We start from the raw sequence: 16,214 nt of genomic DNA on the forward strand, positions 1-16,214 counted from the left end.
CGCGTTTGTCGTGCAGACCCGGCCCGCCGGACTTGCGTCCGCGTTAGGGGCGAGTCAGAAAGGATTCGACTTTAGAGGGGTCGCGTTCGATGACGGGGTCAAGGATCGAGTCGATTCGAGCCAGCAACTCCGGATCCAGGTTGATTCCGACGGCGGCCGCGTTGTCCACAAGCTGCTCGGGTCGTGAAGCTCCCACGATGGCAGCTGAGACGTTGCTGTTCTGCAGGACCCAGGCAAGGGCGAGGGCGGCCATGGACAAACCCGCTTCTTCCGCGACTGGCTTCAACGCTTGGACCCGTTCGAGGACCGCTCGGCGCATGAACTTGAGCTCGGTCTTCACCTCGCCTTCCTCCGTCGCGAACCGGGACCCCGACGGCGCGTCCTGGCCAGGGACGTATTTGCCGGTGAGTACCCCCTGGGCAAGGGGTGACCAGCAGATTTGGCCCAAGCCCAGTTCCTGACTGACGGGGACGACTTCGTCCTCGATGACCCGCCAGAGCATGGAGTACTGCGGCTGGTTCGAAATGAGCTGTATCCCCAGGTCCTTGGCAAGTTTTGCGCCGGCCCGGATTTCGCCAACCGTCCATTCGGAGACGCCGATGTAAAGGGCCTTGCCTGACCGGACAATGTCCGCGAAAGCCTGCATGGTCTCTTCGAGTGGGGTCTCGTAGTCGTAACGGTGGGCCTGGTAAACGTCGACGTAGTCCGTTCCAAGGCGCCGCAGGGAAGCGTTGATGGATTCCATGACGTGTTTGCGGGACAGACCGCGGTCGTTCTTGCCTTCACCGGCGGGGAAGAACGTTTTAGTGAATATCTCCAGTCCTTCGCGGCGCACGCCTTTGAGTGCTTCGCCTAGGGCTTTCTCGGCACGGGTGCCGGCATAGGCATCGGCCGTGTCGAAGGTGGTGATACCCAGGTCGAGGGCCTGGCGGACGCATGCGTTGGCGGCGTCCTGGTCGATTTGCTCACCGTGGGTGACCCAGTTCCCGTAGGCCAGTTCACTGATGTACATGCCGGATGAGCCGAGCTTGCGGTATTCCATGTGGCATTTTCCTTTGTCAGGGGTCTCTCACGCGTATTGGGTAACACTCAGTTTGTTTGCTATTGCGGTTCCCCCGACGGCGTAGAGGGAGACCCCGGTACTACTCCTGGATGGGAAAATCAGCTCGGTCAGGGTGACCTCCCCTTCCTTGGCGAAGACTTCAACCGAGCACCGGTCCACAAATATGGTTAGCTCGTAAGCGCCATTCCTCGTCTGGATGGGCGCGGTGTCGACCGAAGCGAAGGATTCGTGGAAATCTGTTTGGCCGGATTCGCGGCGGTCGACGATGATGTAACCCTCGGCGGGCCGAATGCCGATCCGGGTTCCCTCCACTCCGTTGCCGCGGACAACGATCCCCATTTCCTCTGCAGTCCCCGGAACGAGGCTGAGGTCTATGCGTTGGGCACTCCCGGCCGCGCCCGTAAGGACATGCTGACCGTCGGGGATTTCGACTGCCTCGAGGCTGAACGAGGGACCATGCCCTCTCAGTGATGTCAGATCCCCTGCGACATGCTGCACCATGCGCGGGTTTCCTTCAATGGTGCGCAGGGATACTTCGCGGACCAGTGACATGGGGCCCCGCCAAGGCGAAGTCGGGATCTTGTTGGCGTACTCCCAGTTGTTCATCCAGCCGATCATCAACCGTCGGTTGTCCGGGGCATCGCTAAAAGAAACGGCGGCGTAGTAGTCACGGCCCCAGTCGAGCCATTGGTACTCAGCCAAACGCGCCGGATCCTGGGGGCCTTCGGTGACCGTAGTGACGGAGGTGAACTTAACGCCGTCGAAGTCTCCCACGAAGTACTGACCGGCCGAGCCGTTATTGGGGCCGCCGGGATTGAGGTTCACTATGAGGACCCACTTGAGGTTGTCCGGATCGCCGTCGACTGGCAGCGGGAAGAGATCCGGGCACTCCCACACTCCCCCGGTCGCATTCGCCGGACCGAAGCTGCTCAGCAATTCCCAGCTCTTGAGATCGTTGGACTTATAGAGGACCACCTTGAAGTCATTCGCTTCGACAGCAACCATGACCCAGTAGCTACCTGCATCGCCGTCGTAGCGGAACACCTTGGGGTCACGGAAGTTTGCCGATCCACGATCCAGCACGGGGTTTCCGGCGTATTTGGTCCAGTTGTAGCCACCGTCCAGGCTGTAGGCCAGCGACTGGGCCTGGATGCCATCGCGTGAGGATGGCTCTTTGAACGCGCTGGTATAGACAGCGACCAGCGGCGCGCGGGCCCCGGTGCCGAAGCCGCTGGTGTTTGCACGGTCGAAGACGACGCTGCCGGAGAAGACGTCTTCGGTCTCGTCGCAGGCGATGGCGACGGGGTGCTCGGTCCAGGTCAGCAGGTCAGGGGACGTTGCGTGTCCCCATGACATGTTGCCCCAGACATTGTCCAAGGGATTGTTCTGGTAGTAGAGGTGGTAGATGCCTTCATGGTGAATAAGGCCGTTGGGGTCGTTGAGCCAGGTGTTCCGGGCTGCGTAGTGCAGTGCGGGCCGGAAAGTATCGGCCGTCGTGGCGGTCACGGCAGTCATGAAGGTCGGATCTCGCTTCTGTGATCGTGGGTGTGGTGCTGTCCAGTTGCAGGTTCCCGACGGCGGGGCAGGCCGGCTTGCGCAGACCTACCCCGCGGTGTCGGGCGGTTAGGAGTTCTTCTTGTAACGGTCGTAGGCGTCCTGGTAGATCTTGACCATCTTGTCCAAACCGATGGACTTCAGCTGGGCGACATAGCTATCCCATTCCTGGTCAACTCCGCCGGAAACGATCCACTTGGCGCGCTTTTCCTTCACGAGTGTCTGGACGTCGGTTTCGATAGTGCTTAGCTGCTGCAGCTCGTCGTTGGACAGGAGCACGTTGGGGTACGGCTCATTCCCGGCATGGGGCTTGAAGAGGTCCTTGATAGTTTGCTGGCGAGCAGCGGCCCGCGGCTCCGGGGCCACGACAGTCTGGAAGTCTTGAGCTGTGACGATGTGCGGGCCACCCGGGGCCACTTTCTGGCGTTGTTCCCCCGCCGTCGTGCCGGCCGGCGCGGGAATCTGTTGGAGGACGCCATTTGCATCCTTCTGCAGGGCGGTGCCGACAGGCCCCCAGCTGGTTTGCGCGGACATCGTGGGGTCATACAGACGATCCACCCAGCGCATGGTTGCCACAGGATATTTGTCGGCACGGGTGATCGCGAACGCGCCTCGGCTGATATCCCCGGCGTTGGCGACGCTGGCGATCTGCTTGCCGTCCTTGCCTTTGAGTACGGGCATTACGACGTAGTCCTTGGCACGGTTCGCGCCGACAGCTTCCGCAGTCTCCCACCAGACGTAGGAGCCGAGGGTTTCATCGGCGGTCTTACCCTTGGCCAAGTACGCCTTATCGTCCTGAGTGAACGATTCGGGGTCGATCAGACCTTCCTGGTACCACTTGTGCAGTTCTGAAACGGCCGTCTTGTACTGGTCCTGCGCCGCGGTGAAGATGACCTTGCCGTTTTGGACGATGCGGTGGTCGATGTTGTCCGGCAGACCGCCCAGAGCGGCGAACAGGTCGCTGACGTCCGCGCACCACCAGTTGTTGATGAAGCTCAAAGGAATTTCATCGTTCTTGCCGTTCCCGTTCGGGTCCTTGGTCTTAAAGGCGACGAGGGCGTCGTGGTACTCCTGGATGGTCTGCGGAACCGGCAGCCCGAGTTTGTCCAGCCATGCCTTGTTGATCGACATAAAATTCGGGTAGGAATGCAACCCAAGTTCCTCGACGTTGGGCAGGGAGTAGATATGCCCGTCCGACGAAGTGATGGCTGCCTTGATGTCCGGCCGCTCCTTGAGGATTTTTGACAGGTTCGGGGCGTACTTGTCGATCAGGTCTTCCAGCGGGATGAGAGTACCGTTGGTCCCGTAAGTTGAGAGGTCCGAGTCCGAGAAGCCGGTGTTGAAGAAGGCATCCGGCAGGTCCCCGCTGGCCAGGATAAGGTTCTTCTTTTCCTTATAGACGTTATCGGGCAGATTTTCCCACTTGACGTCGATGTTGGTGTCTTTGGCCCATTGCTGGACCAGCGGCATGCTCTCGTACGCCGGCGCCAGCGGGGCTTTCGTCCCGGAGAAACGCAGGGTCAGTGTTTTGTCGACAATGGGCAATCCGGTCTGCTTCAGGCCGAAGTCCGACGAGGAATCTTTGATACCGGTCGGGCTCTGCCCAGAACAGGCAGTGAACATCAGTGTTCCGGCGACGAAGACGCCGACCGTGGCCAGGGCGTGGTTTTTCTTCATGGGTTTCCCTTTCAGGGGTTCCAATTGGGTTTCGGTGGGGTTCTAGGGTTTGGTGTGGATCGTTCTAGCTTTTGACGGCACCGATGAGGGCGCCCTTGGTGAAGTGCTTCTGCATGAACGGCAAGGCGATCATCAGGGGCAGGCTGGAGATGACGATCATGGCGTATTTGGTCAGTTCAGCGACCCGTTGGGCAGCGGCATAGGACTCGACGTCGCCCGAGAGATTTCCGGATGCGGCGACGTCGGACTGGATGAGGATGTTCCGCAGCACCAGTTGCAGCGGGTATTTGGTGTCATCGTTGAGGTAGATCAGGGCGTCGAAAAAGGAGTTCCAGTTGCCCACGACATGGATCATGAGCATCAGCATGATCAACGGCTTGGACAGCGGGAGGACCATCCGGAAAAAGAACTGGAAGTCCGAGGCGCCGTCGAGCTGGGCGGCTTCGCGCAGTTCGTCGGGGATGCTGTGTTCAAAGAAGGATCTGGCAATGATGAGGTTCCAGACCCCGATGGCCCCGGGCAGGATTACCGCCCACATGGTGTTGAGCAATCCCAGATCACGGACCACCAGGTACCGGGAGATCAGGCCGCCGTCGAAGAACATGGTGATGATAAACAGCAGCATGATGAACTTTCGACCGGGCAGGTCCTTGCGGGAGAGGGCATAGCCGGCGCCCAGGATGGAGCCAACGCTGATGATGCTGCCCGTCACCGTGTACAGGATGGAGTTGCCAAGACCGCGCCAGATGGCCGGATCTGCGAAGATTCTCTGGTAGCCCTCAAGGGTGAATCCTGCCGGCAGGAACCACACCTTGCCTTCGTAGATCTGGTTCGGGTCGCTGACTGACGCGATGACGATGAAGTAGAGCGGGTAGGCGACTGCGGCAATCGCAACAAGCAGGATGGCGATCGCCAGGGTGTTGAATGCCGGGTCGGCCAGCCGGGCGCGCAGCGGAACCTTATACGCGACTGCTGGCGGGCGTTCACGGAGGAGCTCGTGTGAGGGGATGGTTCTGGTTGTCATTTGGTTACCACAGACTTGTCTTGGTTGCGCGGCGGGCCACCCAGTTGAAAGTCACCAGAAGCGCCAGATTGAGCAAGGAGTTGAAAAGGCCGATCGCGGCGGAGTAGCTGAACTGCGCCTGCTGCAGTCCCGCGTGGTAAACGTAGGTCTGGACGATCTCAGAGGTCTGCGTGTTTAGGTTCGTCTGCATCAGCAGGGCTTTTTCGAAACCGACGTTGAGAAGGTTGCCGATCGCCAGGATGAACAGCACCGTGATGACAGGCATGATTCCGGGGATGTCGATATGCCTGATCCGCTGGAACTTGTTTGCCCCGTCAACCTTGGCTGCATCGTGCAGAGCAGGGTCGATGCCGGTCAGCGCGGCCAGGTAGACGACCATGGAGAATCCGGCGTGCTGCCAGATGTCCGACGCCACGTACACCGGGCGGAACCAGTCGGCCGATCCCATGAAGAAGACAGGCTGGCCACCAAAGAGCTGGAGGGCATTGTTGATCAGGCCCGACCGTGACGAGAGCAGGACGAACAGCATTCCGACAATCACGACCGTTGAAATGAAGGCGGGCGAATACAACACCGTTTGGGTAAGTTGCTTGAACCGCCGGGCCTGGAGCTGGTTCACGAGCAAGGCCAGGACGATCGGCACCGGAAACGCTATGAGAAGGCCAAGGACCGCGAGCCAGACTGTGTTTTCCAATACCCGCTCAAATTGGAACGAAGAGACGAACCGCTGGAAATTGGCTAAACCGACCCACGGACTTCCGAGGAAACCGTCCGCCGGGTTGTAGCTTCGGAACGCGATCTGAACCCCGTACATCGGCCAGTACTTGAAGACGGCAATATAAACCAAGGCCGGCGCTAGTAATACGTATAACTGCCAGGCACCAACCACCCGTCTCAAGCGAAAAGAGATTGGTTTTTTGACCGGACGGGGCCGGGGAGGCCGGATCCTGGTCGACGTTGCGCGGCTCATGCCGCCGCACCTGAATTCGTCACTGAACTCCGTTCAATAAGGGCACATTCGAGGGCTTCAATCCGGCCGTCCGGTTCGCCGCCCTCAATGAGAATTTCGACTGCGCGCCTGCCCATGGAGACAAACGGCAGGTCCATGGTGGTCAGCCCCGGCTGAAGATACGGGGCCAAGGTCTCCTGGTTGTCGAAGCCGATAACGGCAACGTCATCGGGTATCCGGCATCCCAGTTGTTCCAGCGCCTGGTAGGCACCCCAGGCGGTCCGGTCATTCGCGCAGAAGATGGCCGTCGGGGGGTTTGCCCCGGCCATGAGCTCCCGGGCGTACCGGAGGCCGTCGCCGGGATTCCCGTCGCCGAACCGGACAATGGCCGGATCAACGGTCAAGCCGGCTTCGACGAGTGCCCGGGAATAGCCGGCGTACCGCCCGAGGGCAGCGGGCAGCCTGCTTTCGAGGGTTTCGATGTTGATCATGGCCACCCGGCGGTGCCCGGCGTCGAGGAGTCGCTTCGTGGCGGCATACCCGCCGAGTTCCTCGTCCGGGATGATGCTGGGGATCCGGCGCTCACGGTCCTCGGAATTCAGCACCACGGATGGAACGCCGCGCAAGGCAGCCGGAACGTCGACCTCCTGGTGGTACATGGACGCGTAGACCACGCCGGCAACCTTGTACGAAAGCATGGCCTCCAAAGAGGCGCGCTCGAGATCCTTGTCTCCGTTGGTGTTAACCGTCAGGACCAGAAGTCCCGATTCCCATGCACGTTCCTGTGCGCCCTCGATGATCTTGCCCGCGAAGGGGGCGCTGGCCACAACGTCGCCGACGAAGCCGACCATGCCGGAGACCCCTTCACGCAGGACCTTGGCATGTGCGTTGGTCCGATATCCGAGCTGCTGGACGGCCAATTCCACTTTGTCCTTGGTCTTCTGTGAGAACCGGGAACCACTCACATCGTTCAGGACGAGGGACACTGTGGCCTGGGAAACCCCGGCGAGGGCCGCGACGTCGTGCATGGTAGGTCCTGAGTTTGGACTGGGCTTGCGCAACTTGGCACCTCCTTCGCTGTTCGTTGCGTTAGTCATGCGTATAACTAACTACCTGCTGATTGAATGTAATGCGGCTCACACGCTCGCGTCAAGTTATGCCCGACGTGAGCGTCAGCGCGGCGGCCTCAGTCCCAGAGGATGGGGCCGCCGGCGCTGTATCCGCCGCTGGATCCGGATTCGTCCGAGAACCAGAACGAGTACAGGCGCGCATCGGCGGAGAGTCCAAGCGTCACAGTGACGCGCCGCGGGGTCGGCACCGTGGGCGTCGCCAAGGGGATGCCATAGCGGGTGTTGTCGATGCCCTGGGGGACGGTGTGCGTTTCGGTGACACCTGTGTCAAGGTCAGTCACGGTTGCTTCGGCTTCGCCTGCTCCTGTGCAGATATTGATGAATAGGTGGCTACCCTGTACCAGGAGCGGCCTGGTCCGAATGGATCCCGTGCCCTCCGGACCAGGCGTCAGGGCACAGAATCCGTCACGCCGCATTGTGGCCAGTCCCATCGAAGCCCCCGCGTACATGTGGTGCCCAAGACTCGGCGAGATACCCGAGAATCCCGTGTAGTAGATTCTGGTTTCGTCTCCGTATGGAATGATGCCGCCATTGACCATGTGGAGGTAGCCGTAGTCCCAGGCATCGGGAACCAAGGACGAGGCAAGGAAGGGCTCAGGGTTGACGGTGTAGTGGTAGCCGTCCCTTGAGATGCCCAGGTAGAGATCGATGATTTTCGGCAGGCCATGCGCTTCGGCATAGTCGTTGGAAGGGCCCCGGTACACGGCGAATACTCCAAGCATGGCGCTTTCATAGGGCATGCACGTGACTTTGTATATTTCCGGTGTGCGCAAATCGCCGAAGGCAGGTGCCGCCCCGAAGCCATGACTCCCGACCCACGGCAAAACCTCATCCTCCGCCCAACGGGACGCTGCGTGAAAGTCGTCCGCCTCATGCCAACCCCGGCCCCGGCCGTACGGCCCAAGGTGGGTGCGGAGGCTGAAGACCCACTTCCGCCGGAATGGGTCATAGAAAAACGTGGTGTTGTCACCGCATGGGCCCGACGGACCTTCGTGGACCCAATGTTCACCGTCGTTGCTGGAATAGATCTCACCCCCCTCCGAGATGACCGGCGTTGAGTGGGCTGGCAAATCGTCCGGGCCGAAATCGCCGGTCCTGCGACGGACCCAGCGCAGCATGCGGTATTTAGCTTCGGCATCGGCATAATCGCGGCAGATGCTAACGCCATCACGCTGAAGAATGCTTTCCCCTTCCTCGTAAGCCAGCCCTGTGAGCTCCCTCGGCGCGCGGTCATTCCAAGCGACGCCATCCGCAGACGTGCGCAACGAGGTCCGGTCAAACCAGCCCGACATATACCAGACGCGCCACTGGCCACTCGCGTGGTCATACAGGATTCCGTCGTCGAAAGGGGCAGCCACCGGACATCGGCCACCATTCATGTCGCGGTCCGTCGTAGGGGCCAGCACCGGGTTCCGTGCGCTGGGAGTGGGCGGCAACCACGTTCGCACGAGTGACCGGTGCTCCAACAGATGGTCATCAACGATCAACTGGCGCCCGGTACGGGCGTCGATGGAAATCATGTTTCGGTGCAATCCTTTGGTTTCTTCGATCCGTGCCGCCTGCGCCCGGCTGCGGGAATGCTCTCCGGCAGGAAGACCGGACCCCTGCGGAAATCCGGGCCGCGCCATCACTAATGTTCAGGAAGTCATTCGTATAACTTCGGCTCTATGACTGTAATGCTCATCACACCGCGGCGTCAACCCGTCTTATCGGATTCACAAAAAACTCCCACTGGACTGAGGCGGACCCTGCGGCTCATCCCGGGTTGCTTGCCACCACCGGCCGCATTGTGACCCTTGACACTCTCCGCCCGCCCCGCGTAGGGTGTTGCCAAGTCGTTTTGGCAAAACGGTTTTTCACAAATCATTTCGTCTTTGTGTTTCCATTCCCGAGAAAGGGAGTCGACAGCGATGTCCTCTCGAAAAACAATCTCCAAGCTGGCCGCCATCGGCGGCATCTGCACCGCCGTCGCGCTCGTTGCAACCGGATGCGGCGCAGGGGGCCCCGCGTCCAGCGAAAGCGGCGGAAGCTCCATCAACGTCCTGGTTGAGGCAGGTGGACATGCAGAACTGCAGCCCATTGCCGACCAGTGCAAGAAAGACACCGGGGTCAACGTCAACTTCGTCGAACTCCCCTACGACGGCTTGTTCAACCGTCTCTCCAGCGAATTCTCATCCGGCACCGTCTCCTTCGATGTCGCGGCGTTGGACTCCGTCTGGCTGCCGAGCTTCAAGGACGCCCTGCAGCCCATCGATGAGCTCTTCACGGACGAGGCGAAGAAGGACATCTTCCCGTCGCTGGTCAAGGAAGCCAATGTCGGCGGGCACTTCATCGGGATGCCGGCGTGGACCAACGCCGAGATCGTCCTGTACCGCAAGGACCTGTTCGAGGATTCCAAGAACAAGGCTGACTTCAAGGCCAAGTACGGCTATGAGCTGGCAGCACCCACAACCTGGCAGCAGTACCAGGACATCTCCGCGTTCTTCACCAAGGACGGGATGTACGGAACAGATGTCAAGGGCGGCGTGGAAACCGAATACCTCGCCCACGTGCTGCAGGCCGGCTCACCCATGGTCCTGGATAGCAACAACAACGTGATCATCGACAACGCAGCCCACAAACAGGCGCTTGATTTCTACACCAGCCTCGCCAAGGACGCCCCGGCCGGCGCCGCCCAGGTCGACTGGGCTGCCGCGCAGAACCTCTTCAACCAGGGCAAGACGGCCATGACCCGGTTCTGGGCGCATGCCTACCGGCAGATCCCCAAGGACTCCCCGGTCTACGGCAAGGTCGGAACAGCCCCGATGATTGGCGGCTCCGCCGGTGTGGCTGGTGTTCCCGGTCCCTGGTACCTGTCAGTTCCGAAGGCAACCAAGAACACAGACGCTGCGAAAAAGTTCGTCAAGTGCGCGTACGACCATAATGACCTGGCCATTCAGTCCAACCTCGGCCTCGCTGCACGGGTCTCCGCCTTCCAGAAGTACCAGGACCAGCCCGGCTATGAGAGCTTCAAGCCGCTGATCCAAACGCTCAATGCACCCGCGACGGCAACCCGTCCGGCAACGGCTAAGTGGCAGCAGATTGTCGACACCGTCCTGGTTCCGATGCTTCAAAAGGCCGTCGCCGGCGGAGACAGCGCGACCTTGCTGGCGGACGCCAAGTCCAAGATCCAGGCCCTCCTCAAGTAAGACTCCGCGGCCGGCAGCAGCCCATGGCGTTGCCGGCCGCGGCCCCAACCAGCGGAAGAGAATCCCGTGCGTATCCCTGATCGCCGCTTCGCCCTCTACCTCATGACTCCCGCGGCGCTGTTCCTCGCAGTCTTTGTTGCTTACCCGTTGTTCCGTCTTGTGGCGGACAGCTTCTTCAAGATCTCCCCGCTCGTCGGAGGTCCGCGCGACTTCGTGGGCCTCGACAACTACGTCCGCGCCTTCACGTCCCCGGACTTCATGGGCGCCGGCTGGCGGACCCTCGCTTACACCGTCATGGTGGTGACCCTCGAATTCGCCCTCGGCCTGGGCATCGCCCTGCTGTTCACCACCCTCGGCAAAAAATCCCAGATCTGGCGGACCATGTTCCTCTACCCCCTCATGATCGCGCCGATCGTGGCCGGTTTGTTGTGGAAGTTCCTCATGATCGACAACTTCGGGCTGCTCGGCAGCCTCCTCAGCCAGGCGGGTATCCTGCAGAACCCCAACCAGATCGGCTGGCTCTCAAACCCGGACATCGTCCTGTTCTCCGTCGCCATCCCGGACATCTGGCTCACCACCTCGTTCATGTGCCTGGTGCTGTTCGCCGGCCTGCAGAACATCCCCGGGGACCTGATCGAGGCGGCCAGGCTCGACGGCGCCCGCGCCCCGGCGCTGCTGTTCCGCATCATCCTCCCGCTGCTCCGGCCGGTCATCGCCGTCGCGCTGGTGGTCCGCGGCATCGACGCCGCAAGGGCTTTTGACACCATCCTGATCCAAACCAACGGCGGGCCGCAGTCCGCCTCCGAAACCATGAGCCTTCTCATCTACCGGACGATGATCCGCTTCGGCGATCCCGGCCTGGCAAGCGCCATGGGCACCATTTACCTGCTGGCCATGCTCGCCATCGCCTTCGTCGCCGTCACCACCATCTGGCGGCCAGGAAAGGACACCTGATGAGCACCATGGAAAGTCCCGTCATCCCTGCCCGCCATACCAGCAAGGGTCCAGCACCCGCGACCGGCGCGAACCGCCGGCGCCGCGGCGTCAACCGTGAAGGACTCGAAGCCGGAAAGCGCAGCACCCGAACCATCCTGTGGATCCTGCTCGCCGCTTCCCTGGTCCTCTACGGCTTCCCGTTCCTCTACCTGCTGTTCACCTCGTTCAAGACCCCCATCGACACGATCGCCGTACCGCCCACCATCCTGCCCAAGGAATGGACACTGGCCAACTACGCCAACGCCCTAGGCCGCAGCGGAGTGCCGGCGTCGTTCATCAACAGCATCCAGACCGCGGTGATCAGCACCGCTCTCTCGCTGGTCCTGTCCATCCCGGCAGCCTACGGCATCACCAGATATAAGACCCGGAGCGGAAGGGTGTTCATCATGGCTGCCCTCGTCACCCGCATGGTTCCGCCGGTGGCTATCGGCATCCCGCTGGCGTCCATGATGGCCTCCGTGGGCCTGGCTGACACTCCGATCGCCCTGTCGATCGCGCACACCACCATTTCGTTGCCGCTCTCCATCTGGCTCATGTCCAGCTTCTTCGAGGCCGTCCCACAGGACTTGGAGGAAGCCGCGACAGTGGATGGCTGCAGCCGGCTCGGAGCCCTCTGGCGAGTGGTGATCCCGGTGGTCTCCGGAGGCATCGCCGTCACTGCGATCTTCGCCTTCCTCGCCTCCTGGAACGAATTCCTGTTCGCGCTTCTCATGACCGCAGTCCGGTCCCAGACCACACCCGTGGTCATCGCGAACTTCCAGACCCAGTTCGGACTCGACTGGGGATCTATGACCGCCCTCGCTGCCGTCTACTCGATCCCCGTCATCCTCCTGACCCTTCTCTTGCAGCGCAAGATCGTCGCAGGCATGACACTCGGCGCCGTCAAGGGCTGAGCAACTTAAAAACAAAGGTAAGAACCAATGTCAAGCAACAACTACTACGACGTGACGACGTGGCACGTCGGCAACCCGTCCGAGGACGTCGGTGAAGTGATCAACAGCATCATCGCCGACGTCAAGGGCAGGCAGGTCGCCACCGACGCGAACGATGGAGGAAAGCCAGGCGCGGTGATCTACATTCCTCCGGGAGACTACCGTCTTCGTACGCAGGTGGTGATCGATGTCAGCTTCCTGAAGATCCACGGCTCGGGGCACGGGTTTACGTCCTCGAGCATCCGCTTCAACGTGCCAGAAGACGAATGGCCCGACTTGCACGAACTGTGGCCCGGAGGAAGCCGCGTTATCGTCGACATTCCCGACCGCGCAGGCGCGGAGGAATCCCAGGGTGCCGCCTTCTACATCGAGCGAACCGGAAACCCCCGGATCAGCTCGGTAGAGTTCTCCAACTTCTGCATCGACGGCTTGCATTTCGAATCCGATGGCTTGGGGATGCATCCGGAGAACAGCTACGCGAACGGCAAGACCGGCATCTATGTTGCAGGCGCCAACGACTCATTCCGGATAAGCGAAATGGGTTTCGTCTACCTCGAGAACGCCCTCACCATCTACCACGCGGACGCGCTTTCCATTCACGACAACTTCATTGCCGAATGCGGAAGCTGCGTCGAGCTGCGCGGGTGGGGGCAGGCGTCAAAGATCACCGACAACCTGATCGGCGCGGGCCCGAAAGGCCACTCTGTCTACGCGGAGAACCATGGCGGGCTCCTGATCACCGCGAACAACGTCTTCCCCCGTGGTTCGAGCAGTGTTCACCTTGAAGGCGTGACGCGTTCAAGTGTCACCAACAATCGTCTGCATTCCTTCTATCCCGGCATGGTGATCCTCGCGGCGAATAGTTCGGAAAACCTCGTGGCCACGAACCATTTCCTGCGCGACCACGAGCCCTGGACGCCCTTTTTCGGAGTCGACAACGGACTTGACGACCTCAACGGACTGCTCAGTGTCAGCGGCAGCAACAACTCTGTGGTTGGCAACCACTTCTCCGAGATCATCGACTCACAGAGCATCCGGCCGACAGGTGCGACGCCGGTCATCATCCGGCTGAAGGCTGGAATGGGCAACTTCGTCTCCAACAACCACGTGGTGGCGATGGACGTTCGTTCCAAGTCAAGCGACTCCTGCTTCTCGGCCCAGGTCGATGCCCTGTTGAGCACCGAGGCTTCGGCCGGCCTCGCGGTGACGGCCGTTATGGTCGACCCAGATTCTTCCAGGAACACGATCCTCGATTCCGGAACTGACTCCCAAGTCCTCGCTGACAGGGCTGTCAACGCGTTGCGGGCCACACCCACGGTCGGTTACCAGCCGGCACCCTCACCACTTGCATCACCCAACAACGTACCGTCGGCCACCCCTTAGTGCCGACCCGAAAGGCCTATAACAAATGTCGTATGTTCTTTCCGACGCATGGACCTGGGACATGTGGTTCGCCGACGACGGCGATCTATACCACGCCTTCTACCTGAAGGCCTCCCGCGCGCTTGGGGATCCCGATCGCCGCCACTTCTACGTGACCGTCGGCCATGCCGTCTCCCGGGACTTGCGCACCTGGCACGAGGCAGCCGATGCGCTGATCGCGTCGGACCAGCCTGCTTTCGATGACTACACGACGTGGACCGGATCCATTGTCAGGGACCCTCAGGGCATGTGGCGCATGTTCTACACCGGAACTACCCGCGCTGAAAACGCGATCGTCCAACGCGTCGGCGTCGCGAAATCGCCGGACCTCTACAACTGGACCAAGGCCGGCAGCGAGGCCCTGTGCGAAGCCGAACCGCAGTGGTACGAGAAGTTCGACGGCGTCAGCTGGCCTGATGAAGCCTGGCGCGATCCCTGGGTTTTCGCCCACGACGGGCGGTGGCACATGCTCGTCACCGCCCGTTCCAACCACGGTGCACCCGACGACCGCGGCGTCATCGGTCACGCTACTTCGCCCGACCTTGACACGTGGACCGTTCAGCCTCCGCTCTCGCAGTCGGGCGCGGGTTTCGGGCACCTCGAAGTGCCTCAAATTGCATCAATAGGCGACCGGGACGTGCTTATATTCTCTTCGCTGCACGGCGAGCTGACCGCGGCCCGGCGCGAAGCCGGTGAACGCGGGGGCGTGTGGTCGGTCCCGGTCGAGTCGCCCACCGGTCCCTACGACATTGCGAAAGCCACGCGCCTGACGGACGAGTCGCTCTATGCCGGCCGATTGTTCCAGGACCGCGACGGCGCTTGGTGGCTCTTCGCGTTCAACCACGTTGACGAGAACCGGGCATTCATTGGCTCGCTGTCCGACCCGCTACCCGTAGGTTGGGACGCAAACGGGCGCTTGCGGGTCACCGACGGTCGCTTCGACCACCTCGGATGAAGAGAAGACGGCCGTGGAAAAGTTCCTGCCATCGAGTTCAGCCGGACTGTCACAGATCATCCGGCCGAGTCCAGGGCCGTCGTGCAGCCCTATACGACTATTCCTCGGTAGCGTATTGGTACCAGACCGGCAAACAGGCCGGGCACGCAAGCCGCCGCCCGCTGAAGGGCGGCTGCCCCGCTGCCCGGGCGCGGGCTCCGGGACGAATAAACGCACATAGCATCAACGCGAATATAAGGGACGTGGGAGAGACATGAGCAACAAGTCAGTGGGAATCCGGGACGTGGCAGCCGCAGCCGGCGTCTCCGTCACGACTGTCTCCCATGTCCTAAACAACACTGTCTACGCCCGAGTGGGCGCGGAGACGAGAGAACGTGTCCGTGAGGCCGCGCAGCGGTTGGGTTACGGTCCAAACCGCATGGCGCAGGCCCTCCGGACCCAACGATCAGGCATGCTCGGATTTGTCAGCGAAGAAATCGCCACGACCCCCCACGCTGGCCGGATCATTCTGGGTGCAGAGGAAACAGCGCGCCGCCGCGGCTACAACCTGATGATCATCAATACTTCGAGCACCGCCACCTATGAGTCGCGAACGGCTGACATCGCGGCCCTGCTGGAGCGCCAGGTGGATGGCGTCCTGTACGCCACGATGTACCACCGCCAACTTGCCGTCCCGGACAATCTGAACGGCATTCCCGCAATCCTCGTGGACTCAGAAGACACCAACCACTCAATCTCCTCAGTGATCCCCGACGAAATGGGAGGAGCAACCGCGGCCGTCAGGACCCTGATCGAAGCCGGACACCAGCGGATCGGCATGATCAACAACACCGACGACGTACCGGCCACCCATTCCCGGCTGCGGGCCTTCAAGGACACGCTTTCCGACTCAGGACTGGCGTTCGACGCCGATCTCGTCGAGGCTGAACTGTCAGAAGTGGCTGGCGGCTATCAGGCCGCGCTACGGCTCCTGGCACGGAGGGACCGGCCGACGGCCGTCTTCTGCTACAACGACCGCATGGCCATGGGCGCCTACCGGGCAGCCGCGGAACTCGGCCTGAAAATTCCCCGGGACCTTTCAGTGGTCGGCTTCGACAACCAGGAACTCATCGCGGAAAACCTGCATCCCGCCCTAACCACGGTCTCGCTCCCCCATTACGAAATGGGCGCGTGGGCAACCGAGAACCTCATCGACGCCATAGAAGGCAAGACGGACCTGAGCCTGTTCGCACTCCACCCGACCCTCCTGGCATGCCCGCTCGTGGTCAGGGATTCGGTGAAACCCCCAGTCTCCTAATAGGGACGAACCACAACACAAACGAGA

The 16,214-nt window shown here is 61.3% G+C and carries 13 protein-coding genes; 6 read left to right on the forward strand and 7 right to left on the reverse strand.

Going from position 1 to position 16,214, the window contains the following annotated elements:
- Window positions 1-43: 43 nt before the first annotated feature.
- The 7 genes from L0B83_RS06630 to L0B83_RS06660 all read right to left on the reverse strand — a co-directional run bounded on the left by L0B83_RS06630 (window position 44) and on the right by L0B83_RS06660 (window position 8,917).
- Window positions 44-1,042: an aldo/keto reductase family protein gene (locus tag L0B83_RS06630; RefSeq protein WP_234757621.1), complete on the reverse strand. Its 999-nt coding sequence runs from the start codon at window positions 1,040-1,042 to the stop codon at window positions 44-46.
- A gap of 27 nt (window positions 1,043-1,069) precedes the next feature.
- The gene (locus L0B83_RS06635) at window positions 1,070-2,578 is read right to left on the reverse strand and encodes a glycoside hydrolase family 32 protein (protein WP_234757622.1); all 1,509 of its coding nucleotides are present in this window, start codon (window positions 2,576-2,578) and stop codon (window positions 1,070-1,072) included.
- Window positions 2,579-2,686: 108 nt separating this feature from the next.
- Window positions 2,687-4,294: an ABC transporter substrate-binding protein gene (locus L0B83_RS06640; protein WP_234757623.1), complete on the reverse strand. Its 1,608-nt coding sequence runs from the start codon at window positions 4,292-4,294 to the stop codon at window positions 2,687-2,689.
- A 64-nt stretch (window positions 4,295-4,358) separates the two neighbouring features.
- On the reverse strand, window positions 4,359-5,318 hold the full coding sequence (locus L0B83_RS06645; protein WP_234757624.1) for a carbohydrate ABC transporter permease: 960 nt from the start codon (window positions 5,316-5,318) through the stop codon (window positions 4,359-4,361).
- A 4-nt stretch (window positions 5,319-5,322) separates the two neighbouring features.
- Window positions 5,323-6,288 carry an ABC transporter permease gene (locus tag L0B83_RS06650; RefSeq protein ID WP_234757625.1) on the reverse strand — a complete coding sequence of 322 codons (966 nt, stop codon included), beginning with the start codon at window positions 6,286-6,288 and terminating at the stop codon, window positions 5,323-5,325.
- Window positions 6,285-7,364, reverse strand: a complete 1,080-nt coding sequence (locus L0B83_RS06655; protein WP_234757626.1) for a LacI family DNA-binding transcriptional regulator — start codon at window positions 7,362-7,364, stop codon at window positions 6,285-6,287. Before L0B83_RS06655 ends, L0B83_RS06650 begins: the two co-directional genes overlap by 4 nt.
- A gap of 89 nt (window positions 7,365-7,453) precedes the next feature.
- Window positions 7,454-8,917, reverse strand: coding sequence for a hypothetical protein (locus L0B83_RS06660; RefSeq protein WP_234757627.1), 1,464 nt, complete (start codon window positions 8,915-8,917; stop codon window positions 7,454-7,456).
- A gap of 390 nt (window positions 8,918-9,307) precedes the next feature.
- Between L0B83_RS06660 and L0B83_RS06665 the strand changes: the two genes are divergently transcribed.
- The 6 genes from L0B83_RS06665 to L0B83_RS06690 all read left to right on the forward strand — a co-directional run bounded on the left by L0B83_RS06665 (window position 9,308) and on the right by L0B83_RS06690 (window position 16,187).
- Window positions 9,308-10,585, forward strand: a complete 1,278-nt coding sequence (locus L0B83_RS06665) for an ABC transporter substrate-binding protein (protein WP_234757628.1) — start codon at window positions 9,308-9,310, stop codon at window positions 10,583-10,585.
- A gap of 66 nt (window positions 10,586-10,651) precedes the next feature.
- The gene (locus L0B83_RS06670) at window positions 10,652-11,539 is read left to right on the forward strand and encodes a carbohydrate ABC transporter permease (RefSeq protein WP_234757629.1); all 888 of its coding nucleotides are present in this window, start codon (window positions 10,652-10,654) and stop codon (window positions 11,537-11,539) included.
- Entirely contained in the window at window positions 11,539-12,474 is a 936-nt protein-coding gene (locus tag L0B83_RS06675; RefSeq protein ID WP_234757630.1) for a carbohydrate ABC transporter permease, read from the forward strand. The genes L0B83_RS06670 and L0B83_RS06675 overlap by 1 nt, the downstream gene beginning before the upstream one ends.
- A 27-nt stretch (window positions 12,475-12,501) precedes the next feature.
- Window positions 12,502-13,896, forward strand: coding sequence for a right-handed parallel beta-helix repeat-containing protein (locus tag L0B83_RS06680; protein WP_234757631.1), 1,395 nt, complete (start codon window positions 12,502-12,504; stop codon window positions 13,894-13,896).
- A 25-nt stretch (window positions 13,897-13,921) separates the two neighbouring features.
- Complete coding sequence (locus L0B83_RS06685; RefSeq protein WP_234757632.1) at window positions 13,922-14,890, forward strand: glycoside hydrolase family protein; 969 nt, start codon at window positions 13,922-13,924, stop codon at window positions 14,888-14,890.
- A gap of 253 nt (window positions 14,891-15,143) precedes the next feature.
- Complete coding sequence (locus L0B83_RS06690) at window positions 15,144-16,187, forward strand: LacI family DNA-binding transcriptional regulator (protein ID WP_234757633.1); 1,044 nt, start codon at window positions 15,144-15,146, stop codon at window positions 16,185-16,187.
- Window positions 16,188-16,214: the final 27 nt, after the last annotated feature.

It is taken from the genome of Arthrobacter alkaliphilus (assembly GCF_021483235.1).
In the GTDB taxonomy this organism is placed as follows: domain Bacteria; phylum Actinomycetota; class Actinomycetes; order Actinomycetales; family Micrococcaceae; genus Arthrobacter; species Arthrobacter alkaliphilus.